We start from the raw sequence: 23,420 nt of genomic DNA, 5'->3' as shown, positions 1-23,420 counted from the left end.
ATGCCTGAACTGCTTTTATGGGCGATTTAGCTCATTGATTTTAATCCAAATACTTTCCGCTTCGGCACTCAAAAATGCATAGCTTTTAATATCGCCACGTCGCTGGGCATGCATTGCTTCTTCAAGTTTTTTGTCATACCGCTTTCTCAGTGCCTTTTGTGGATCAGATTTAAATACTCCAAACATGGACCTACTCCTATAAACAAGACCATATACCTACGCTTTGTCGAAGCGATTCGATCGACTGTTTATCAAATAAATAGGCAAATAACATAAATTGTAACAAATAAGTATTGACCTAAATCTAACTTGAGGTTTTATCTTACGTGCTACTAAATTGAAAACGATAGGTTTTATAATGGAAAAATGTGATGTGTTATATATACAGCAATATTTGGCACAGCTTGACTTAGCGGGTGATTTAACGGGATTAGCATTGGTTGGTGCGCTACAAGCTCGGCATTTAGCTGAGTTTAGTTTTAGTAGTATTAACGCGATGTCTGACACATTGTTGCCACTGGATGAAGAGCTACTATTTGATCGTCTCATTAGTCAGCACCAAGGCGGGTACTGTTTTGAACACAATAAAGTGGCTGGGGTGGCATTATCTGCATTGGGATTTGAAGTGCGGCCTGTATTAGCGCGAGTCATGTTAAATGGGGCAAAAACAAACCCAAGAACACACCGTTTGACGCTTTTAACATTTGAAGACAATGAATATTTGGTGGATGTCGGGTTTGGGGTGAACACGCCAATTATACCTTTGTCGATTAATCGTAATAATGTGATGAGACAAGAAAACAACGAATACGAAATCAAGCGCACTGAAAATGCTGTTACAGTCAAGATGCTTGCACCAGAACCCATTTCATTATATGACGTTGATTTGTCAATAGTGTATGAAGGCGACTGTGATGTTGCGCACTTCTATAGTCACCAACATCCAAATGCAGGGTTTGTAAACAACCTTGTTGTGTCGCGCATTGAGCAGGGGGAGCGTTATTTAATTCGTAATAACAGTTATATATACTGCAATGAAAATACTGCTGAACATAGTGAGCAAGTCATAGATAATGCTGGGCAACTTCACACACTGTTGACTGAGCAGTTTAAGTTAAAAATCAATACCAAAAAAACAGATCAGGTGTTCAAAAAAATGCGCAATATGGTGGAGAAAGGCCTCAAGTAAAGGCGTAGATTTTGACCAAAAACTAAGGTAGAGTCTTGGCATATTAACTATCGATGATAGAAAACCAAAAGGATTGTGGAGCGATATGCGTAAACCGTTATATATTCTGACCTTAGCTCTGTGTTTGTCAGCATGCACGAGCTTAGTAGAAAAAGGCGATAAGCTGTATAAACAAGGACTTTACCAACAAGCTGCAGAGTTGTATGAGCAAGCATTAGATGAAGACTCTGAAGATATCAAAGCAAGACAGGGCCTTGCAGTTGCACGGAATAAAATTATAGACCGAGGGTTAATTGAAGTAAGAATGCTACGTCTTGCTAGCAACTTTACCGGTGCCGCGCAAAAGTTAGAAACCATTTTGCGAAATCAGTCTCTCTGGAATTTACAAACGTATGGCGCTCAAGCTGCGACTCAAAGTGAAGAGCTCGGTCATATGCAAGTATGGCTGCGTCGTGAAGCTGAGAACTTAGCACATGCTCAACAGCCAGATCGCTTTCGTTGGTTCGAAAGCCAATACGCTTATTTATTGAATAATGCTCAGATCACGTCTGAATTATCGCGTTATCGGTCAATTTTGGCTAAAGATGGTAAAGCACGGTGTTTGTCTCTCGCGGAGCATGTATATGGTCAACGCTTTTTCTTAAGACAGTTTGTCCATAAATATTGCCTAGCTTGGCAGCAACCTGTTTCTTTACAGCTTGATAATTATGATCAAAGTCGCTTTAGAAACGTGAGGATCCGGGAAAATTTAAAGCTAGGTACATATGATAGTACCGCACAACGCTATTTAGTTGAAAATACAACAGCTCAGCTACGTAATGTCTTTCAAGCAAGCTTATGGTACACATCACAAGCCAAACAAACGGCACGCTTTGAATTTCACACAGATATTAGTTACGAGCGTCAAGCGCGTCATAGCCAGCAAGAAAAGCGTTATATGGTAACTGAATATAGAGTGGACCCAGCTGATCAGGAAAAGCGCGTTGAGGTCGACATTGAACGTGTTTATATTTACCCAGTTACAGAGTATCAAGAATATTACTCAGCACGTTTGGGATATGAAGGCCTAATTTCTGGACAAATGTTAAGCCATCAGCAGTCGAGCAGTGAAGTAAATAGTACTAAAAGCTACTCAGCAAATTTTAAAGAAGCTGATTTAGAGCCGTTAGTTGCACAATTTTTGAATCTTACCGATTTACTAAAAAGTCAGTTGGATCCCATTCAAGGAAAATTTGAGGAAGATCTTAATGCCCTTTGGCATCGACAGTATTGCCAACATTCTGCCGCTGAGTCTGTTGCTGAAAATGCGCTGCGCTGCGGTAAGGTTGACCCCCAAGAAGATTTTGTGAATCACTGGTTTAGACAAGAGTTTGGTGTTGATTATCGAGCAATGAAATCACTTTACGCATTATAGTGATATAGTGCGAATGACAAAAAGGCACCAACAGGTGCCTTTTTTGATAATACAGGCAGCTATTTTGGTACTACTGGCTTTCCAACCGAGAAACGATAAAGTAGGGGTTTAAATAACTGTCTTTTTGATTATAGGTCAATGGGGAGCCATCAATTTGAGTAATAGTTGCTCCTGCAATAGCCGCAACAGCATGACCTGCACCAGTATCCCATTCGCTCGTAGGGCCTAAACGAGGGTAAATGTCAGCGCTGCCTTCTGCTACTAGGCAAAGCTTAAGTGAACTACCTTTAGGGATCATCTCCACGTCTTCGAACTGCGCTAGGTAAGCTGCTAAATCAGGGGATGGATGCGAGCGAGAGCCAACCACGTTGATCCTACCTATGTTTGCTTTTTTAGTTACCTTGAGTTCGATACGGGCCTCACCACATTCTTTAAATGCTCCAATCGCATCTGCAGCTAAATAGCTCAGGTTGAGTGCTGGGGCATGAACGACACCTAAAACAGGCTTTCCATCTTTGATTAATGCAATATTAACGGTGAATTCACCATTTTTCTTAATAAACTCTTTAGTTCCATCAATCGGATCTACGAGCCAGTATTCATCCCAAGTTTGACGAGTTGCCCATGGGATATGTGCACTTTCTTCACTGAGAATCGGGGTGCTAGGGGTCAACTTCTGTAACCCTGCAACAATGACTTTATGTGCGGCGATGTCAGCTTCTGTAATAGGACTTTCATCTGCTTTATAATCAATCGCGAAGTCTCTCGCGTAGATAGGCATTATCGCTTCACCTGCCGTACGGCTTAGATGCAAAATTTCTTCGAGCAGGTCAGTTTGGTTCATGACTTATCCTATGATGTTTCTTTCTTTTAGATACGCTATCAGTTGAAGTACTGATTGGTCTAGCGAATTTTTACTGGTATCTAAAATGACTTCAGGCTTGAGTGGAATTTGATAGTCAGAATCAATACCTGTGAAGTGCTTGATCTCTCCTGCTCGGGCCTTTTTGTATAACCCTTTTGGATCTCGTTGCTCACAGATATCAAGTGGGGTATCTAAAAACACTTCGATAAACTCACCGTCATCAAGTAAATCACGCACCATGTCTCGTTCCGCTTGAAAAGGGGATATAAAAGCAGTGAGTACCACTAAACCAGCATCGGCCATAAGTTTGCTTAATTCACCAACACGGCGGATGTTTTCAATCCGATCGACGTCATTGAACCCCAAATCTTTACATAACCCATGGCGAACATTATCACCATCGAGTAAGTAAGTATGAATGCCTTGTTGATGTAAAGCACTTTCGAGTGCACCCGCTACAGTACTTTTTCCAGAGCCAGAAAAACCAGTAAACCATAAAACACAAGGTTTATGACCTTTGTGCTCGTTACGCTGTGCTTTATCAACAGCATAGTTATGCCAAACTACATTTTCGTCCATTATATACGCCTACTAAAACGGAAAGACTATGGGGATGAGAGTCAGAACCGTGATTGAATAAATTATCGATAGGGGGAGGCCCATCGCGACATAATCTTTGATGCGGTAATTGCCCGCACTATAAACCATTAGGTTTGTTTGATAACCAAATGGAGAAATAAAACTGGCTGACGCACCAAATGCAACGGCCATGACAAAAGGTAAAGGGTTTACTCCAAACCCGGCAGCAAGCGCATAGGCGACAGGGAAGGATAAAGCGGCGGCGGCATTATTGGTGATGAGTTCAGTGAACACAACGGTCATCACAAATATGGCGATAAACGCCCCATATGGCCCAAAGTCTCCCAATAGAAAAAAGAGGGCATCGGAGATTTGCGCAGCGAGGCCAGTGCCAATCATTAATTTTGCTAAGCCGATGGCACTGCCAACAATGGCAATGAGCTCGATAGGGAAACGACGCTTGAGCTCATTAACTTTGATAGTACCCATAAATACCAGCGCGACGAGCAATACCAATAGACCCTTCACTAACGGTACAATGTCTAAAATACTGAGTCCTAAAACCGTCACGAAGCTTATGAGTACAAGATTAGATTGTTTTGGTTTTAGGTGGGTTTGTAAGTCCAATCCCGAGATATAAACAAACTCGCGCTTTAAATTTGGCAGTGCATAAAACTGGTTACCAGGGGCCAATATAAGAGAGTCACCAGCTTGCAGTTGTACCTGCCCTAAGCCGCCTTGTAAACGGTCATGTCCGCGACGTATAGCGATAACGGCAGCGTGAAACTGCTCACGAAAGCGGACTTCTTTAACTGTTTTGCCAATGTACTTTGATGATTGACTTACCACCACTTCTACGAGGTGCTCAACGTCTTTTTCATGCTTGTCATGGACGATTTTTAAACCATCAAATCGAGTCAGCAATGGTACTGACTTAATATCGCCTACAAACAACAAGACGTCACCACTAAGAATTTCTTGTTGGGGGGTGACAGCACAAATACGGCGCTCACCACGAATTATTTCGGCTAAGAACAGGTCTTTTAAATCACGTAATCCGTTCTCTTCTACTGTGCGGCCTACAAGTTTCGAATGAGCCTGCACTTTGCCTTCCAGATAAAATGGTACAACTTCTTGGTCGGCTTTTCCGTTGTCAGGTAAATATTTGAGCATGACCATAATTGTTAATAAACCAACAAATAATGCGCCTAAACCAACCAGCGTGAAATCAAAAAAACCGAGGGGCTGCATGCCTGCATCAACGGCAAAACCATTCACAATAAGGTTGGTTGAAGTACCTATGAGTGTTAACGTTCCTCCTAGAATTGCGGTATATGACAGTGGCAATAACAGCTTTGAAGGGGAGTGAGTTGGGCTGTCTTTGATTGCAGAAATCAACGAGGCAACCACGGCGGTATTGTTCGTAAATGATGATAAAAAGGCGGTAGATAAACCGAGCTTCATTACGGATTTTGATAAACTGCCTTTCGCCAATGATTGCGCGAGCTTTTGTACTAAGGTGGTTTTTTCAATTGCAACGGATACCAGAATTAACAAAATAAGCGTGATTAAAGATGGATTAGCATAATTAACGAGCATACTCTCAAGGTCGATTAATCCCGTTAAGTAGCTGGTACCGATGGCACCAACAAATAACCACGCAGGCTTTAGGCGAGTGCCAAATAGGCACCCTACTAAAGTCAGCATTATACCTGTTAAAATGATTTGCTCGTACATCCTAGAATGCTCCTAATAACAGGTATATCGACATTACTTTAACTTTGAAATGTCTAGGGCTTGCCAATGTGGGAAGTGCTTACGTACCAGCCCATTAAACTCGATCTCAAATTCACTGAATTGTGATTGATTTGCGGCTTGTTCACTCAATAGCGCTTCTATCATACCTGCACCAACCGTTAAGTTAGACAATCTATCGATCAGGATAAACGACCCCGTGTCACGGTTATTACGGTAACTATCAGCCACTATGCTTTCAGTCAGTTCAAGCGTCACAACGGCAATCTCATTCAGTTGTAAGCTATCGGCTGACCCATGCTCTAATGTATTCACATCAATGGTGTAATCAATTTTCTTGACTATTGCAGCAGTATTCTTGCTGCCGAGCTTAAAGTTATAGCTTTTACCCAGTACGAGTGGCGCTTCGTGCATCCACACTAACTTTGCCTGTACTTGGTTCGTTGCAGCCGCACTTGCATCTGCAGCAACAATGACATCACCACGGCTAATATCAACTTCGTCATTTAAGGTGATAGTAAAGGCTTGGCCTGCTTCTGCTTTATCTAAGTTACCGTCAAATGTAACGAGCTCTTTAATTGTAGATTGCTTACCAGAAGGTAATACCTTTACCGCTTGACCAGCTTCTAATGTACCTGAAGTTAACGTACCTTGGAAACCTCTAAAATCTAGGTTAGGGCGAACAACATATTGGACTGGGAAGCGTGCTTCAAAGTCGTTGTTTGCCGCGGCTGCAGGTGAGTCTTCAAGTAACTCTAACAGTGGCTTGTCAGTATAATAAGGTGTGTGCTCTGAGCGAGTTACAACGTTGTCACCTTTAAGTGCCGACATTGGAACGAATTTAATATCCGTCACATTTAACTGCTCGGCAAACTTTAAATATTGTGCTTTGATGCGCTCAAAAACAGCTTCGTCAAAGTCACAAATATCCATTTTATTGATAGCAACCACAAATTGCGTAATGCCCAGTGAATCACAGATAAAACTATGGCGTTTAGTTTGAATTTGCACACCATAGCGGGCATCAACCAAAATAATTGCCAAGTCGCTGGTAGACGCACCCGTTACCATATTACGGGTGTATTGCTCATGTCCCGGCGTGTCAGCAATGATAAATTTACGTTTGGTTGTTGAGAAGTAACGATATGCTACGTCGATTGTGATCCCTTGCTCACGTTCAGCTTGGAGGCCATCAACCAGCAAAGCTAAGTCAAGATCTTCACCAGCATTACCGACTTTTTCGTTATCTTTATGCAGAGCAGCTAACTGATCTTCATAAATTTGGTGGCTATCATGCAGTAGCCGGCCAATCAGGGTCGACTTACCATCATCGACGCTACCACAGGTCATCATACGTAATAAACTTTTGTCTTGCTGGCGTGCTAGATAAGCGTCAATGCCTAGCTCTTTTACTTCATTTGCAGTCGTCATTTAGAAATACCCCTCACGTTTTTTCTTCTCCATTGACCCTGACGAGTCATGATCAATCACGCGGCCTTCTCGCTCAGATGATGTAGATAGCAGCATTTCTTCGATAATTTCAGTTAAAGTACTTGCCGTTGATTCAACCGCACCTGTGAGTGGGTAGCAGCCTAGAGTCCGAAATCGAACCGATTTCATTTCAGGCACTTCGCCTTCTTCGAGCGGCATACGTTCATCATCTACCATGATTAATGTACCGTCACGCTCTACGACAGGACGTTTTTTCGCAAGATATAATGGCACCATATCAATGTTTTCTTGATAGATATATTGCCAAATATCTAGTTCAGTCCAGTTAGACAATGGAAAAACACGGATACTTTCACCAGGGTTTACTTGGCTGTTGTATGTATTCCAAAGTTCAGGACGTTGGTTTTTTGGGTCCCAGCGATGGTGTTTGTCACGGAATGAATAAACACGCTCTTTAGCACGCGATTTTTCTTCGTCACGACGAGCACCACCAAAAGCGGCGTCAAATCCATATTTATCTAACGCTTGTTTTAAACCTTGGGTTTTCATGACGTCGGTGTGTTTCGCTGAGCCGTGAGTAAATGGACCCATGCCCATTTCAATCCCTTCTGGGTTTTTATGGATTAATAAATCAAAGCCATACTCTTTAGCCAAACGATCGCGAAATTCAATCATCTCTCGGAATTTCCAATTCGTATCCACGTGTAATAAAGGGAACGGAATTTTAGCTGGATAAAACGCTTTACGCGCTAAATGCAAAAGCACCGAAGAGTCTTTACCGATAGAGTAAAGCATCACTGGGTTCTCAAACTCAGCGGCGACTTCGCGAATAATCTTTATACTCTCAGCTTCAAGCTGCTGAAGATGTGTTAAAGCCATTGTCGTCGTCCTACTTAAAAATAAAAAATCGTTATAAAAAGTAATTTATGCTACTTCTGTTAATGGCTGTGCATAACTACTCGTTTGAGCCGTGCTACCAAACCAAGCTAATTGTTCATGTAATGCTGCAACTTCCCCTATAATGAGTAGTGCAGGTGATACAATTTTATGGTGCTCAATTTGCTCAGCTAATTGACTCAATTGAGTCCGTACCACACGTTGCTCTTTTCGTGTTCCATTTTCAACAATCGCGACAGGTGTATCGCCACCGCGACCGTATTTTATTAATTGCGCTTGTATATGTGGCGATTTTAGTACGCCCATATAGATTGCCAGGGTTTGATTTGGCTTAGCCAGAGATGGCCAATCTAGCTCTTGACCATCTTTCTTACAGTGACCAGTAACAAATTGAATTGCTTGAGCATGATCTCTATGCGTCAGAGGTATACCTGCATAGGCGCTACATCCAGCTGCTGCAGTTATTCCTGGTACAATTTGGTACCTTACATCATGTTGTGCAAGTACTTGAACTTCTTCGCCACCTCGTCCATATATAAAAGGGTCTCCCCCCTTTATTCTACAGACTTTCTTACCTTGTTGTGCCAAATTGACCAATATTTGATTGGTGTCTTCTTGTTTCACACTGTGATTGCCGAGTCGCTTTCCAACACAAATCAAATCTGCATCACGGCGTACGAGATCCATAATCTCGTCAGAAACTAAATAGTCATAGACGACGACGTCTGCTTGTTGCATAAGCTGCAAGGCTTTTAAAGTAAGCAATTCAGGGTCGCCAGGTCCAGCCCCGACAACATATACCTCACCTTCAGGTTCTGCTTTAGCATCGAGCATATCGTGCAATTGCGCGCTCGCGCCTTGCGTATCACCTACTTGCACTTTGCTAACAACACTTGAGTCGAACACACCTTCCCAGAATTGTCGTCTATCGGCGAAGTGTTTAAAGCGGGCTTTTACATTGTCTCTAAAACTACCCACTAATGTCGCTAATGGACCTATATGCTGTGGAATAAGCGTTTCTAGCTTTTCACGCAGACGTCTTGCTAAGACGGGGGCGGTTCCCGCACTAGAAATAGCAATGGTGATTGGGTCTCTATCGACAATTGACGGGAAAATAAAGCTACATTTTGGTTGGTCATCAACTACATTGACAAAAATATTGCGTCTATTAGCTAATTCGAAGACGGTGTTATTCACAGATTCGTTATCAGTTGCAGCAATGACGAGCATTTTTCCATCTAAATGAGATTCTTCAAAGTAAGCCGTGATTAAGTAGACTTCATTTTTGCTTGCGTGCTCTAATAATTCATCGCAAAACTCAGGCGCTACAAGTGTCACCTTTGCTCGGGCTTTTAAAAAAGCTCGGCATTTTCTTAGTGCAACGTCACCACCACCGACGACGAGCACCGGTTTATTATCAAGCTTGGTAAATATAGGTAAGTATTGCACGTTAGTAACCTCTTTCTTAATACGAATGCTTAAGCCCACATGATGGTTGTTGGTAGCGAGCAGATGAGCAGAATATAGCGGGGCTAGCATAAGAAAAAAGAATTTAAACTAAATTGTTATAACTAAAAGTTATATAGGGGGTGTGATTTTGACCTAAGGCTTAAGTTACAAGGGATTACCCGCATTTACGGTTTTTCATTTAAGGCTTAGAGTGTTTGGTTATGAGTTATGCTGAGGGTACGTTTGTGATTGCGTCTTAAAGTTTGCCATATTAAGGACAAATGTCCTGTAGCAATAAAGCAAGATGCATTTAACTGAGCAGAGACACAATTGATGAATGGATATAACGTATGACACGACACTCGTCTGCTCTGCTGGCGCTTAGTTTAATGGATTTAACGTCGTTAAATGACAGTGACTCAGAAAGTAGTATCTCAGACTTAATAAATAGTATTGATGTACAATATACGTTACCTGCTGCCATTTGTATTTATCCAGAATTTATTAAACATGCTCGTGCGACGTTAGAGTTGCAAAACTTGCAGCAAATTAAGATAGCAACAGTAACCAACTTTCCAAGTGGGGAAGATTCATTAGAGTCTGTTTTACACGCTACTGAACAGGCGTTGCAAGATGGCGCTTCTGAAATTGATTTAGTGCTACCGTATAAACAGCTTATCGCTGGGGACCCTGATACACCATGGGAATATGTGCATTCAAGTAAGCAATTGTGTGTGGGTAAAGCAACCTTAAAAGTGATTATTGAAAGCGGTCAGTTGGCTGATGCTGAGCTTATTGCTCAAGCGAGTGAAATTGCTATTTTAGCTGGAGCTGATTTTGTTAAAACCAGCACTGGAAAAGTACCAGTAAACGCAACACTTGAAGCTGCTGAAGTTATATTAAACACAATAAAAAAAATGGGCCGTGATGTGGGCTTTAAAGCCGCAGGTGGCGTAAAATCCGTACAAGATGCACAAGCATACTTATGCCTCGCAGAAAAAATTATGGGTACGGAATGGATTTGTAGTGAGCATTTTCGTTTTGGCGCATCCAGTTTACTGAAAGATGTTTATCATGTGTTGAAAATGGAGTGACGGTCTCGTATTGAGGTTTGTTTGTGGGAAAAATGCTCGGATAGCGTATTTTTACACAATGATTTTTGCTTTTGCATATCTTTTACTCTTGTTTTCAATTTGTTCGTCAGTATAATGGGCGTCCACTTTGCAGGGGCGTAGTTCCAATTGGTAGAACAGCGGTCTCCAAAACCGATGGTTGCGGGTTCGAGTCCTGCCGCCCCTGCCATTCATATTGATGAGTCCAAATCTAAAATAAGGTGTTGGTTTCTTACACATTAGCGCTTATTTATACATTTGGATTTAATGGATTAACCCTGTCTTGGTGCAGGGTTGTTGTGTCTGTATTTAAGGTAAATTATTATGAGCACTAATGTTGAAACGCCGTCAAGCTCGATGGACATGGTTAAATGGCTAGTTGCAATTTCGTTGTTGACTGGCGCAGTGGTATTTAATTACCTCTACGCTGATATGTCAGTATTGATACGTGCAGTTGGCGTTGTGGTCGCAGTTGCAGTGGCATTAGGTATCGCTGCTACAACGGGAAAAGGGAGCATCTTCATTGCGTTTGCAAAAGAAGCTCGCATTGAAGTTCGTAAGGTTGTTTGGCCAACGCGTCAAGAAACGACTCACACAACATTTATTGTTATGATTGCGACTGTAATAATGGCGTTAATCCTTTGGGGTTTAGACGGCCTGTTATTCCGAGTTGTTGGCTTTTTAACTGGATTGGAGATCTGATCCCATGTCGGATGAGAACAAAGAAAAGAAATTACGTTGGTACGTAATTCAAGCGTTTTCAGGATATGAAAAACGTGTAGCTCAAACCATTAATGAGCATATTAAAATCGAAGGCTTGGAAGATAGTTTCGGTGAAGTGTTAGTACCAACGGAAGAAGTTGTAGAAATGCGTGCAGGTCAAAAGCGCAAATCTGAACGCAAATTCTTCCCAGGTTATGTGCTAGTTGAAATGGACATGAATGATGCTAGCTGGCACTTGGTGAATAGTACGCCTCGTGTAATGGGCTTTATTGGTGGTACATCTGATCGCCCTGCACCTATTAGCAAAAAAGAAGCGGATCGTATTCTTAATCGTTTACAAGAAAATGCAGAAGCGCCTAAGCCGGCTACGTTGTTTGAAGTGGGTGAAGTGGTTCGTGTTACAGATGGTCCATTTGCTGATTTCAGCGGTGTTGTTGAAGAAGTGGATTATGAAAAGAGCCGCGTAAAAGTATCGGTTCTGATCTTTGGCCGTTCAACGCCGGTGGATCTAGATTTTGGTCAAGTAGAGAAAGATAAGTAATTTTTCTTTTACTGACTTGAAAAAGGCCGTTGGTTAACTTATAATCAGCGGCCTTTTTGTATTCGCTCCTTTACTATTTTGTAAATAAGTGGCAAAAAGCTTTTTATTAATTTGGGAAGCCGTTTGAGTACGCGTCCTCGCGCGCACAAGGCTAAGACCCACCTAATGAGGTATTATCATGGCTAAAAAAGTTGAAGCTCTAATCAAGCTACAAGTTGCTGCTGGTATGGCTAATCCAAGTCCTCCAGTAGGTCCTGCACTAGGTCAACACGGTGTTAACATCATGGAATTCTGTAAAGCGTTCAACGCACGTACAGAGTCTATTGAGAAAGGCGCACCAGTTCCTGTTGTAATCTCAGTTTACAATGATCGTTCTTTCACGTTCGACATGAAAACTCCACCAGCTTCTTATTTGCTTAAGAAAGCGGCTGGCATCAAGTCTGGTTCAGGCCGTCCTAACACTGAAAAAGTGGGTACAGTTACACGTGCTCAACTTGAAGAGATTGTTGAGACTAAACGTCCTGACCTTACAGCTGCCGATTTAGATGCAGCGGTTCGCACTATCGCAGGTTCTGCGCGTGCGATGGGCTTGGATGTAGAGGGATAATATAATGGCTAAACTTACTAAACGTATGCGTACTATCCGCGAAAAAGTGGAAGTATCTAAAGATTACGAAATCAACGAAGCAGTTGCGCTTCTAAAAGAGCTAGCGACAGCTAAGTTCGTTGAAAGTGTTGACGTTGCAGTTAATCTTGGTATCGATGCACGTAAATCTGACCAAAACGTTCGTGGTGCTACGGTACTACCACACGGTACTGGTCGTGAAGTGCGCGTTGCTGTATTCACTCAGGGTGCAAACGCTGATGCTGCTAAAGAAGCTGGTGCTGATTTAGTGGGCATGGAAGAACTTGCTGAGCAAGTTAAAAAAGGCGAAATGAACTTTGACGTTGTTGTTGCTTCTCCAGATGCAATGCGCGTTGTTGGTCAACTAGGTCAAATCCTAGGTCCACGTGGTCTTATGCCTAACCCTAAAACTGGTACTGTTACGCCTAACGTTGCAGAAGCAGTTAAAAATGCTAAAGCTGGTCAGGTTCGCTACCGTAACGATAAGAACGGCATCATCCACACTACTATCGGTAAAGTGGATTTCACAGCTGTTCAGTTACAAGAAAACCTTGAGTCTCTACTTGTAGCGCTTAAGAAGGCGAAGCCTTCACAAGCAAAAGGTGCTTACCTTAAGAAGGTAACTATCTCTACAACTATGGGCGCAGGTGTTGCTCTAGATCAAGCTACTCTAAATACAGTTGTATAAGTTTTTAGAGAATAGCATTTACATGGCGTAAAATTTGTACTATAATTTCGCGCCATTTTGTTGAGAAATTTACTTGTAAATTGCCCAACAATGTAAAGAATTCGGGTTGAAGCATATAATTTCGTTAAGCTTTAATAGCAAGACGATAAATTGTGCTTCCGTCCAAGACCGTAGGAGGCTTTCGGGTCTTAATATTATTCCTACGTAGACGGTGTGAATCCCAGCTAGATTTTTCCTAATCTTCTGGCTCTCGCCGTAAAAAGCATCTCTGTCGCATTAGCGACAGGGTAGAGTAGAACTGAAAAACATTACGTTTTTCAATAAACCAGGAGTAACACCCATGGCTTTAAATCTTCAAGACAAAAAGGCAATTGTTGCTGAAGTCAACGAAGCTGCCAAAGGTGCTCTATCAGCAGTTGTTGCTGATTCTCGTGGTGTAACAGTAGGTGCAATCACTGCTCTTCGTAAAGAAGCTCGTGAAGCTGGTGTATGGATGAAAGTAGTCCGTAACACGCTAGCTAAACGTGCTGTTGAAGGCACTGATTACGAATGCCTAAACGAATCACTAGTTGGTCCAAGCCTTATCGCTTTCTCTTCAGAGCACCCAGGTGCTGCTGCGCGTATCTTTGCTGATTTCGCGAAAAAGAACGAAGAATTTGAGCTTAAGACTGCTGCATTCGAAGGTAAAGTTGTAGACGTAGATATGCTTGCTAAGCTACCTACATACGACGAAGCTGTTGCACGCTTAATGAGCGCTATGAAAGAAGCGTCTGCTGGCAAATTGTGTAAAACAATTGAAGCAGTACGTGTACAGAAAGCTGAGCAAGCTGCTTAATTTAAGCCCGCTCCTTTCGTAAATAAATTTTTTTGAACCACATGGGTTCGTAAATAATTAGGAAATTTGAAATGTCTGTAACTAAAGACCAAATCCTTGACGCAATTGCTGAAATGTCAGTAATGGACGTTGTTGAACTAGTAGAAGCAATGGAAGAGAAGTTCGGTGTAACTGCAGCAGCTGCTGTTGTTGCTGGTCCTGCTGCTGAAGCTGCTGAAGAGAAAACTGAATTTGACGTTATTCTTAAAGCTGCTGGCGCTAACAAAGTTGCTTCTATCAAAGCAGTACGTGGCGCAACTGGTCTAGGCCTTAAAGAAGCTAAAGCACTTGTTGAAGCTGCTCCAACTCCAGTGAAAGAAGCTGTTTCTAAAGAAGAAGCTGAAGCACTTAAAACTGATCTTGAAGCAGCTGGTGCTGAAGTTGAGATCAAGTAATCTAGCTTTTGCTAGGTTCGCTGTCTGAGAAATCAGGCAAGGGCTGGTGATTTTTTAATCACCGGCCCTTTTGCGCTATAGCGTGAGTATTCGTTTAGCGCAAAACCTCTATGTTTTTTCATTATTTTCAATGGCTTATATTTTTGTTAATGAAGTTAAAATGTAGAGTGACAATTAGATGTTGTTATCCTGGCTTAGATGCCAGTTAAGTCTGTTCATACAAGAACAGGTTGGGTCAAAGATCAGCAAGCTGAGGAACCCCATGGCTTACTCTTATTCTGAAAAGAAACGTATCCGTAAGGATTTTGGTAAACGTCCACAAGTTTTGGACATACCTTTCTTACTGTCTACGCAGTTAGAATCGTTCAAAAAGTTCTTGAATCCGGACGCCGATGGTGATCATGGTTTGGAAGCAGCATTTCGTTCTGTTTTTCCAATCAAAAGCTACTCGGGAAATTCTGAGCTTCAATACGTAAGTTATCGTATTGGTGAGCCAGTATTCGATGTAAAAGAATGTCAAATTCGCGGTGTGACTTTTTCTGCTCCACTTCGCGTAAAACTTCGTCTTGTGCTAATGGATAAAGAAGCGCCAGGCACAGTAAAAGACATTAAAGAGCAAGAAGTATATATGGGCGAAATCCCGCTCATGACAGACACTGGTACGTTTGTTATAAATGGTACTGAGCGTGTAATCGTTTCTCAGCTACACCGTTCACCTGGTGTATTCTTTGATAACGACCGTGGTAAGTCTCATTCGTCTGGCAAGGTGCTTTATAATGCACGTGTTATTCCTTACCGTGGTTCATGGTTAGACTTCGAATTCGACGTAAAAGATAATCTTTATGTTCGTATTGACCGTCGCCGTAAATTACCTGCATCAATCATCTTACGTGCGCTTGAGTACACGACCGAAGAAATCCTAGGAATGTTCTTCGAGACGACTGCATTTGAAGTGTCTAACGGTAAAGTATTAATGGAGCTAGTACCATCACGTCTTCGTGGTGAAACAGCGGCTTTTGATATTAAAGATGATGAAGGCGAAGTGTTGGTTGAATCTGGCCGTCGTGTTACAGCGCGCCACATCAAAACACTTGAAAAGAAAGAAATCAAACACCTTGAAGTACCACATGAGTACATCATAGGTCGTGTTGTTGCTAAAAACTACGTTGATACATCAACAGGCGAAGTAATTGTTGAGGCAAATGCTGAGTTATCTCTTGAGTTGATGGCAGAGCTTGTAAAAGCCGGCCACACTAAGATCGATACCCTGTACATCAATGATGTAGACAGCGGTGCTTACATTTCTGATACTGTGCGCATTGACTCTACTAGCAACCGCCTAGAAGCATTGGTAGAAATCTACCGTATGATGCGTCCAGGTGAGCCGCCAACGAAAGATGCTGCTGAAGCATTATTCGATAATCTATTCTTCTCTGAAGAGCGTTATGACTTGTCGACTGTTGGTCGTATGAAGTTTAACAGCCGTGTAGGTTACGATACAGATACAGGCCCTGGTACATTAAACAAAACTGATATTGTTTCTGTGATGAAGGTATTAATCGACATCAGAAATGGTAAAGGTGAAGTAGATGATATCGACCACCTTGGTAACCGTCGTATTCGCTCTGTTGGCGAAATGGCTGAAAACCAATTCCGTGTTGGTCTTGTGCGTGTTGAGCGTGCTGTACGTGAACGCCTAAGTCTTGGTGACCTTGATGCAATTATGCCTCAAGATCTTATTAATGCTAAGCCTATTTCTGCAGCAGTTAAAGAGTTCTTCGGTTCTTCACAGCTCTCTCAGTTTATGGACCAAAACAACCCGCTTTCAGAAGTAACGCACAAGCGTCGTATTTCTGCATTAGGTCCGGGTGGTTTGACACGTGAACGTGCAGGCTTCGAAGTGCGAGATGTACACGTAACGCACTATGGTCGTGTTTGTCCAATCGAAACGCCGGAAGGCCCGAACATCGGTCTAATCAATTCATTGTCAACGTATGCACGTACAAATGATTACGGTTTCTTAGAAACACCATACCGTAAAGTTGTCGATAGCGTTGTAACCGATGAAGTTGATTACCTTTCTGCTATTGAGGAAGGTCAGTTTGTAATCGCACAGGCGAACTCAAACTTAGACGAAAATAACGAATTTATTGATGAACAGATCCCGTGTCGTCACAAAGGTGAATCAACCTTTATGGGTCGTGCTGACATTCAATATATGGACGTATCTCCACAGCAGGTTATCTCTGTGGCAGCTGCGCTTATCCCGTTCCTTGAACACGATGATGCTAACCGTGCATTGATGGGTTCAAACATGCAACGTCAAGCAGTTCCGACGTTAAAAGCAGATAAGCCGTTAGTTGGTACTGGTATTGAACTTACACTTGCGAAAGATTCAGGTGTAACCATCGTTGCAAAACGTGGCGGTGTAGTGAAATACGCTGATGCAAGCCGTATCGTTGTAAACGTTAATGAAGATGAGCGAGTGCCTGGCGAAGCCGGTATCGACATTTATAACTTAACGAAATACACACGTTCAAACCAAAACACGTGTATTAACCAAAAACCAACTTGTATGGTTGGTGAGCCGGTTGTACGTGGTGATGTGCTTGCAGATGGTCCATCAACAGATTTAGGTGATTTGGCTCTAGGTCAAAACTTACGTGTGGCATTCATGCCTTGGAATGGTTACAACTTCGAAGACTCGATTTTATTATCTGAGCGCGTTGTTGAAGAAGATCGTCTAACGACTATCCACATTCAAGAGTTACAGTGTATTGCCCGTGATACTAAGTTAGGTCCAGAAGAAATCACTGCTGATATTCCAAACGTAGGTGAGTCTGCGTTAGGTAAGCTTGATGAGTCAGGTGTTGTATATATTGGCGCAGAAGTGAAAGGCGGCGATATTTTAGTTGGTAAAGTAACCCCTAAAGGTGAAACACAACTAACACCTGAAGAGAAGCTACTGCGTGCGATCTTCGGTGAGAAAGCGTCTGATGTAAAAGATAGCTCTCTGCGTGTTCCAAACTCTGTTACTGGTACTGTAATCGATGTACAAGTATTCACTCGAGATGGCGTTGAAAAAGATAAACGTGCACTTGAAGTGGAAGATATGCAGCTTCGCGAAGCGAAAAAAGACTTCAACGAAGAGTTTAAGATTCTGGAAGGTGGTGTACTAAATCGTGCACGTAACCTACTTGTCCAAGCAGGCTTCAGTGAAGACAGCATTGCAGAGCTAAGCACTGAGAGATTGCTAACGCAAAGTCTTGCTGATGAAGGGCAACAATCTGAACTTGAGCAGTTAGCTGCACAGTACGATGAGCTTAAAGCAGAGTACGACAAAAAGTTTGAGAACAAGCGTCGCAAGATCACTCAAGGTGATGACTTAGCGCCGGGCGTACTTAAGATTGTTAAGGTTTACCTTGCCGTTAAACGTCGTATTCAGCCTGGTGATAAAATGGCTGGTCGTCACGGTAACAAAGGTGTTATCTCGACTATCGTACCTGTTGAAGACATGCCTTATGATGACAAAGGCCGTACTGTAGATATCGTGTTGAACCCGTTAGGTGTACCATCACGGATGAACATCGGTCAGATCCTTGAAACACATATGGGTCTTGCTGCTCGTGGTATTGGTGAGCGCATCGAAGAAATGATGAAAGAGCAACGTGAACTTCACGAATTGCGCGAATTCATCAAAAAAGCATACGAAGTCGGTGATTGTCGTCAGAAGGTAGATATTGCTAGCTTCTCTGATGATGAAGTCCAACGCTTAGCTGTAAACCTTAAAGGTGGTTTACCAATTGCTACACCTGCATTTGATGGTGCAAAAGAAAGCGAAATCAAAGAGCTACTTGAGCTAGGTGGATACCCATCAAGCGGTCAGGTTACGCTTTATGATGGTCGTACTGGTGATGCATTTGAACGTCAAGTAACCGTAGGTTACATGTACATGTTAAAACTTAACCACTTAGTTGATGACAAGATGCACGCACGTTCAACAGGTTCTTACAGCTTGGTAACTCAGCAGCCACTAGGTGGTAAAGCTCAGTTCGGTGGACAGCGATTCGGTGAGATGGAGGTATGGGCATTAGAAGCATACGGTGCTGCCTATACACTTCAGGAAATGTTGACAGTTAAGTCGGATGACGTAAACGGTCGTACTAAGATGTATAAAAACATTGTTGACGGTAACCATAAAATGGAACCGGGTATGCCAGAGTCATTCAACGTATTGCTCAAAGAGATCCGCTCACTCGGTATCAACATCGAGTTGGAAGAACACTAATCCGATTGCCGCATCATTAAGGTGCGGCAGTGACTCTTAATTGAGTGACCGGATTAAAAGAATGTAGGGGTGAGCAATGCTTGCCCTCAAGATTAACCTCCGACAGGAGAGCTAAGGTGAAAGACTTACTTAAGTTTCTGAAGCAACAAAATAAGACCGAAGAGTTCGATGCGATTCGAATTGGTCTTGCTTCACCAGACATGGTTCGTTCATGGTCTTACGGCGAAGTAAAGAAACCTGAGACAATCAACTACCGTACTTTCAAGCCTGAGCGTGATGGCTTATTCTGTGCCCGTATTTTCGGCCCAGTGAAAGATTATGAGTGTTTATGTGGTAAATATAAGCGCTTAAAACACCGTGGTGTGATCTGTGAAAAATGTGGCGTTGAAGTAACGCTAACTAAAGTACGCCGTGACCGTATGGGTCACATTGAACTAGCGAGCCCAGTAGCGCATATTTGGTTCCTTAAATCACTTCCGTCTCGTATTGGCTTAATGCTAGATATGACGTTACGTGATATCGAACGTGTACTTTATTTCGAATCATTCGTGGTAACTGAGCCTGGTATGACAACGCTTGAACGTAGTCAGCTATTAGGTGAAGAAGAATACCTAGATGCATTAGAAGAGCACGGTGATGAGTTCGAAGCTAAGATGGGTGCTGAAGCAGTACTAGACTTACTTCGTGAACTTGATCTTGGTCAGTTAATCGCAGAAATGCGTGAAGAGTTACCAACAATTAACTCTGAGACTAAGCGTAAGAAAATCACTAAGCGTCTTAAGCTTATGGAATCTTTCCACCAATCAGGTAACAACCCTGAGTGGATGATCATGAGTGTACTTCCGGTTCTTCCACCAGATCTTCGTCCTCTAGTACCACTAGATGGCGGTCGTTTTGCGACGTCTGATCTGAATGATTTATACCGTCGTGTTATTAACCGTAATAACCGTTTGAAGCGTCTATTAGACTTAGCGGCACCAGATATTATCGTACGTAACGAAAAGCGTATGTTGCAAGAAGCGGTTGATGCGCTCCTTGATAATGGTCGTCGTGGTCGTGCAATTACCGGTTCTAACAAGCGTCCACTTAAGTCGCTTGCTGATATGATCAAAGGTAAGCAGGGTCGTTTCCGTCAAAACTTATTAGGTAAGCGTGTAGATTACTCTGGTCGTTCTGTAATCACAGTAGGTCCTACGCTTAAACTTCACCAGTGTGGTCTTCCTAAGAAGATGGCATTAGAGCTATTCAAGCCATTTATCTACGGTAAACTTGAGCGTCGCGGCATGGCTACGACTATCAAAGCTGCGAAGAAGATGGTTGAGCGTGAAGTTCCTGAGGTTTGGGACGTACTTGATGAAGTGATCCGTGAACACCCGGTATTACTTAACCGTGCACCAACACTTCACCGTCTTGGTATTCAGGCATTTGAGCCGGTACTGATCGAAGGTAAAGCAATCCATTTACATCCATTAGTATGTGCGGCCTATAACGCCGACTTCGATGGTGACCAAATGGCGGTACACGTGCCGTTGACAATCGAAGCTCAAATTGAAGCGCGTGCGCTGATGATGTCTACAAACAACATCTTATCTCCAGCGAACGGCGAACCAATCATCGTACCTTCACAGGACGTTGTATTGGGTCTTTACTATATGACGCGTGATCGCATCAATGGTAAAGGTGAAGGCATTGTCTTTAAAGATCAGAAAGAAGCTGAAAAAGCATACCGTACAGGTACTGCTGAACTTCATGCTCGTGTAAAAGTACGTATTACTGAAACACGCATAGATGAAGAAACTGGTGAGCGTTCTGAAGTAACAGAAATCATTGATACGACGGTTGGTCGTGCAATACTTTCTTTGGTATTACCTGAAGGCTTACCGTTTGAGCTTATCAACAAAGCATTAGGTAAAAAGCAGATTTCAAATCTTCTAAACGAGTGTTATCGCCGTTTAGGTCTAAAAGATACTGTAATCTTTGCTGACCAAGTAATGTATACCGGTTTCCATTACGCGATGAAATCTGGTGTTTCTATCGGTATTAATGACTTGGTTATTCCACCAGTTAAAGCCGAAATCATTGACAATGCAGAAGCAGAAGTGAATGAAATCAACCAACAGTTCCAATCAGGTCTTGTAACTGCGGGTGAGAAATACAACAAAGTAATCGATATCTGGTCACGTGTTAACGAAAACTTATCACGTGAAATGATGGCGAACTTGTCAAAAGACACCGTTATCAATGCCAAAGGCGAAGAAGAAGAGCAACCGTCATTTAACTCCGTGTTTATGATGGCAGACTCTGGTGCTCGTGGTAGTGCCGCTCAGATCCGTCAGCTAGCAGGTATGCGTGGTCTGATGGCACGTCCAGATGGTTCAATCATCGAAACACCAATCACGGCTAACTTCCGTGAAGGTCTAAACGTACTACAGTACTTCATCTCAACGCACGGTGCGCGTAAAGGTCTAGCCGATACGGCACTTAAGACAGCGAACTCGGGTTACCTAACTCGTCGTCTAGTAGATGTTGCACAAGATTTGGTTATCAATGATGATGACTGTGGCACATTAGACGGTCTAACAATGAAACCGCTTATCGAAGGTGGTGATGTTGTTGAACCACTACGCGAACGTGTATTAGGTCGTGTAGTTGCAGAAGATGTTGTTATACCAGGTACGAATGACGTGTTGGTTGAGCGTAATATTATGCTTGATGAGAAACTGTGTGACCTTCTAGAAGAGCACTCAGTTGATGAAGTACGCGTACGTTCAGTTATCACATGTGATAACGACTTTGGTGTATGTGCTAAGTGTTATGGTCGTGACCTTGCACGTGGACACATCATTAATGCAGGTGAATCTGTGGGTGTTATCGCTGCTCAATCAATCGGTGAGCCGGGTACACAGCTTACGATGCGTACATTCCACATCGGTGGTGCGGCATCAAGAGCATCTGCGGAAAACAGCGTACAAGTTAAAAATAACGGTAGCATGAAGCTACACAATGCTAAGTATGTACTTAATACTGATGGCAAAATCGTTATTACTTCACGTTCAACAGAAATAACAGTTATCGATGAACATGGTCGTGAGAAAGAGCGTTATAAAGTACCTTACGGTGCGGTATTAACAATCCAAGACGGTGCAGACGTTCAAGGTAATGATGTTGTTGCAACATGGGACCCGCATAGTCACCCAATCATTCTTGAGCATGAATCAAAAGTGTCTTTCTCAGACATTGATGATAGCAACACAGAAGCGCAAACAGATGACCTTACCGGTTTAACACGGGTTGTTGTTAAGGACCTTTCTAAAGTAAATGCGAAAGAGCCTAAACTAATCGTTGAAAGTAAGAAGCGTGGACTACAAGAGATACGCTTACCATCGTTCACGACAATTGAAATTTCTGATGGTGCAACAGCTGCACCGGGTCAAGCGCTTGCGCGTATCCCACAAGAAGGTTCAAAAACTCGAGATATCACCGGTGGTCTACCGCGCGTTGCGGACTTATTTGAAGCTCGTAAGCCTAAGGAGCCAGCAATTCTTGCTGAGATCACAGGTACAATTAGCTTCGGTAAAGAGACTAAAGGTAAGAAACGTCTAGTTATTACACCAGATGAAGGTGATCATTACGAAGAAATGATCCCGAAATGGCGTCAGCTTAACGTGTTTGAAGGGGAATCAGTGTCTAAAGGTGAAGTCATCGCCGATGGTCCTGAATCTCCACATGATATCTTGCGCCTACGTGGTGTAACGGATGTATCTAATTACATCGTAAACGAAGTACAAGAAGTATATCGTTTACAGGGTGTAAAGATTAACGATAAGCACATCGAAACAATCATCCGCCAGATGCTACGTAAATGTATCATCCTGCACGGTGGTGACACGGAGTTCTTAGCTGGTGAACAAGTTGAAGTGGCTCGAGTAAATATCTCGAACCGTGAACTTGAAAAGCAAGGTAAGATCCCTGCCAAGTTTGAAATACAACTTATGGGTATTACTAAAGCATCACTTGCCACTGAATCATTTATTTCAGCAGCATCGTTCCAGGAAACAACGCGAGTTCTGACTGAAGCCGCAGTAAATGGTAAGAGTGATGAACTTCGTGGTCTGAAAGAAAACGTAATCGTGGGTCGTTTGATCCCAGCGGGTACCGGTTTCTCTTATCACCAAGAACGTATGGCTCGTCGTAAGCAAGCTGAACAGCCTGTAGAGGAGCAAACAGTAAGCGCTGAAGAGGCAACTCAAGCACTAACTGATGCACTTAACGCTGACTTATTAGGCGGTAATGACTAAACGCATTATCAGCTAGGTAGTAAATACCATCAGCTTTAAAAGCCGCCGCAAGGCGGCTTTTTTGTGCATGATGTTCATATGACAGCTAAAGTGTCTGGTGTGCGTTTAGAGTGTGTTATCGATACGTTTATGGATAGATATTGTGAAGGTAAGAAAAAGAGAGGTTGGTTTTTATAAACCCAATTGGCTTTTTTATATGCAAACGTATCGCTGTCATCTTAAGTGTATTAATCTGGTATCAATTCACGAATAGTACTTCCCAACAAGCGGACTAAT

Annotated in this window: 18 protein-coding genes and 1 tRNA gene; 12 read left to right on the top strand and 7 right to left on the bottom strand. The window is 42.6% G+C overall.

From position 1 onward, the window contains the following. Nucleotides 1–15: 15 nt before the first annotated feature. Nucleotides 16–186, bottom strand: a complete 171-nt coding sequence (locus J8L97_RS19185; RefSeq protein ID WP_211052185.1) for a DUF6435 family protein — start codon at nucleotides 184–186, stop codon at nucleotides 16–18. A gap of 172 nt (nucleotides 187–358) precedes the next feature. On the opposite strand from J8L97_RS19185, the gene J8L97_RS19180 reads away from it, so the two are divergent. After that, nucleotides 359–1,189 carry an arylamine N-acetyltransferase gene (locus tag J8L97_RS19180; protein WP_211052183.1) on the top strand — a complete coding sequence of 277 codons (831 nt, stop codon included), beginning with the start codon at nucleotides 359–361 and terminating at the stop codon, nucleotides 1,187–1,189. Nucleotides 1,190–1,274: 85 nt separating this feature from the next. Then, nucleotides 1,275–2,603 carry a hypothetical protein gene (locus J8L97_RS19175; RefSeq protein ID WP_211052181.1) on the top strand — a complete coding sequence of 443 codons (1,329 nt, stop codon included), beginning with the start codon at nucleotides 1,275–1,277 and terminating at the stop codon, nucleotides 2,601–2,603. Nucleotides 2,604–2,673: 70 nt separating this feature from the next. Here the strand turns inward: J8L97_RS19175 and cysQ are convergent, their stop codons facing one another. Genes cysQ through cysG form a run of 6 tightly spaced genes read right to left on the bottom strand, consistent with a single transcriptional unit; the run spans nucleotide 2,674 to nucleotide 9,600 of the window. Next, on the bottom strand, nucleotides 2,674–3,447 hold the full coding sequence (gene cysQ / locus J8L97_RS19170) for a 3'(2'),5'-bisphosphate nucleotidase CysQ (RefSeq protein WP_211052179.1): 774 nt from the start codon (nucleotides 3,445–3,447) through the stop codon (nucleotides 2,674–2,676). Nucleotides 3,448–3,450: 3 nt separating this feature from the next. Then, a complete protein-coding gene (gene cysC, locus J8L97_RS19165; protein ID WP_210996346.1) occupies nucleotides 3,451–4,047 on the bottom strand; it encodes an adenylyl-sulfate kinase in 597 nt (198 codons plus the stop codon). Nucleotides 4,048–4,059: 12 nt separating this feature from the next. Continuing rightward, nucleotides 4,060–5,784 carry an SLC13 family permease gene (locus J8L97_RS19160; protein ID WP_211052177.1) on the bottom strand — a complete coding sequence of 575 codons (1,725 nt, stop codon included), beginning with the start codon at nucleotides 5,782–5,784 and terminating at the stop codon, nucleotides 4,060–4,062. A 33-nt stretch (nucleotides 5,785–5,817) separates the two neighbouring features. Continuing rightward, the gene (gene cysN / locus J8L97_RS19155; protein WP_211052176.1) at nucleotides 5,818–7,233 is read right to left on the bottom strand and encodes a sulfate adenylyltransferase subunit CysN; all 1,416 of its coding nucleotides are present in this window, start codon (nucleotides 7,231–7,233) and stop codon (nucleotides 5,818–5,820) included. After that, on the bottom strand, nucleotides 7,234–8,133 hold the full coding sequence (gene cysD, locus J8L97_RS19150; protein WP_192509043.1) for a sulfate adenylyltransferase subunit CysD: 900 nt from the start codon (nucleotides 8,131–8,133) through the stop codon (nucleotides 7,234–7,236). 45 nt (nucleotides 8,134–8,178) lie between these two features. Next, nucleotides 8,179–9,600, bottom strand: a complete 1,422-nt coding sequence (gene cysG / locus J8L97_RS19145) for a siroheme synthase CysG (protein ID WP_211052175.1) — start codon at nucleotides 9,598–9,600, stop codon at nucleotides 8,179–8,181. Nucleotides 9,601–9,950: 350 nt separating this feature from the next. Here cysG and deoC point away from each other — a divergent pair, with 350 nt between their 5' ends. From deoC to rpoC, 10 genes are all read left to right on the top strand, one after another. After that, nucleotides 9,951–10,694: a deoxyribose-phosphate aldolase gene (deoC, locus tag J8L97_RS19140; RefSeq protein WP_211052174.1), complete on the top strand. Its 744-nt coding sequence runs from the start codon at nucleotides 9,951–9,953 to the stop codon at nucleotides 10,692–10,694. Between the two features lie 131 nt (nucleotides 10,695–10,825). Beyond that, nucleotides 10,826–10,902, top strand: a tRNA-Trp gene (locus tag J8L97_RS19135). 134 nt (nucleotides 10,903–11,036) lie between these two features. Then, entirely contained in the window at nucleotides 11,037–11,414 is a 378-nt protein-coding gene (gene secE, locus J8L97_RS19130; RefSeq protein ID WP_192509040.1) for a preprotein translocase subunit SecE, read from the top strand. Nucleotides 11,415–11,418: 4 nt separating this feature from the next. Continuing rightward, nucleotides 11,419–11,976, top strand: a complete 558-nt coding sequence (gene nusG / locus J8L97_RS19125; protein ID WP_192509039.1) for a transcription termination/antitermination protein NusG — start codon at nucleotides 11,419–11,421, stop codon at nucleotides 11,974–11,976. 178 nt (nucleotides 11,977–12,154) lie between these two features. Beyond that, nucleotides 12,155–12,583 (top strand): 50S ribosomal protein L11, encoded by a 429-nt coding sequence (gene rplK, locus J8L97_RS19120; protein WP_010367640.1) that lies wholly within the window; start codon nucleotides 12,155–12,157, stop codon nucleotides 12,581–12,583. A gap of 4 nt (nucleotides 12,584–12,587) precedes the next feature. Further along, entirely contained in the window at nucleotides 12,588–13,289 is a 702-nt protein-coding gene (gene rplA / locus J8L97_RS19115) for a 50S ribosomal protein L1 (protein WP_192509038.1), read from the top strand. Nucleotides 13,290–13,629: 340 nt separating this feature from the next. Continuing rightward, the gene (rplJ, locus tag J8L97_RS19110) at nucleotides 13,630–14,124 is read left to right on the top strand and encodes a 50S ribosomal protein L10 (RefSeq protein ID WP_010367644.1); all 495 of its coding nucleotides are present in this window, start codon (nucleotides 13,630–13,632) and stop codon (nucleotides 14,122–14,124) included. A 71-nt stretch (nucleotides 14,125–14,195) separates the two neighbouring features. Beyond that, nucleotides 14,196–14,558, top strand: coding sequence for a 50S ribosomal protein L7/L12 (rplL, locus tag J8L97_RS19105; RefSeq protein ID WP_119860665.1), 363 nt, complete (start codon nucleotides 14,196–14,198; stop codon nucleotides 14,556–14,558). Between the two features lie 262 nt (nucleotides 14,559–14,820). Beyond that, nucleotides 14,821–18,846 (top strand): DNA-directed RNA polymerase subunit beta, encoded by a 4,026-nt coding sequence (rpoB, locus tag J8L97_RS19100; RefSeq protein WP_211052173.1) that lies wholly within the window; start codon nucleotides 14,821–14,823, stop codon nucleotides 18,844–18,846. 116 nt (nucleotides 18,847–18,962) lie between these two features. Further along, on the top strand, nucleotides 18,963–23,144 hold the full coding sequence (gene rpoC / locus J8L97_RS19095; protein ID WP_192509036.1) for a DNA-directed RNA polymerase subunit beta': 4,182 nt from the start codon (nucleotides 18,963–18,965) through the stop codon (nucleotides 23,142–23,144). Nucleotides 23,145–23,420 lie beyond the last annotated feature (276 nt).

It is taken from the genome of Pseudoalteromonas sp. MMG012, from assembly GCF_018100875.1.
GTDB classification, from domain to species: Bacteria; Pseudomonadota; Gammaproteobacteria; order Enterobacterales; family Alteromonadaceae; genus Pseudoalteromonas; species Pseudoalteromonas aurantia.
Note: the sequence above shows the minus strand (reverse complement) of the source record. Positions and strands in the feature narration are given on the sequence as shown.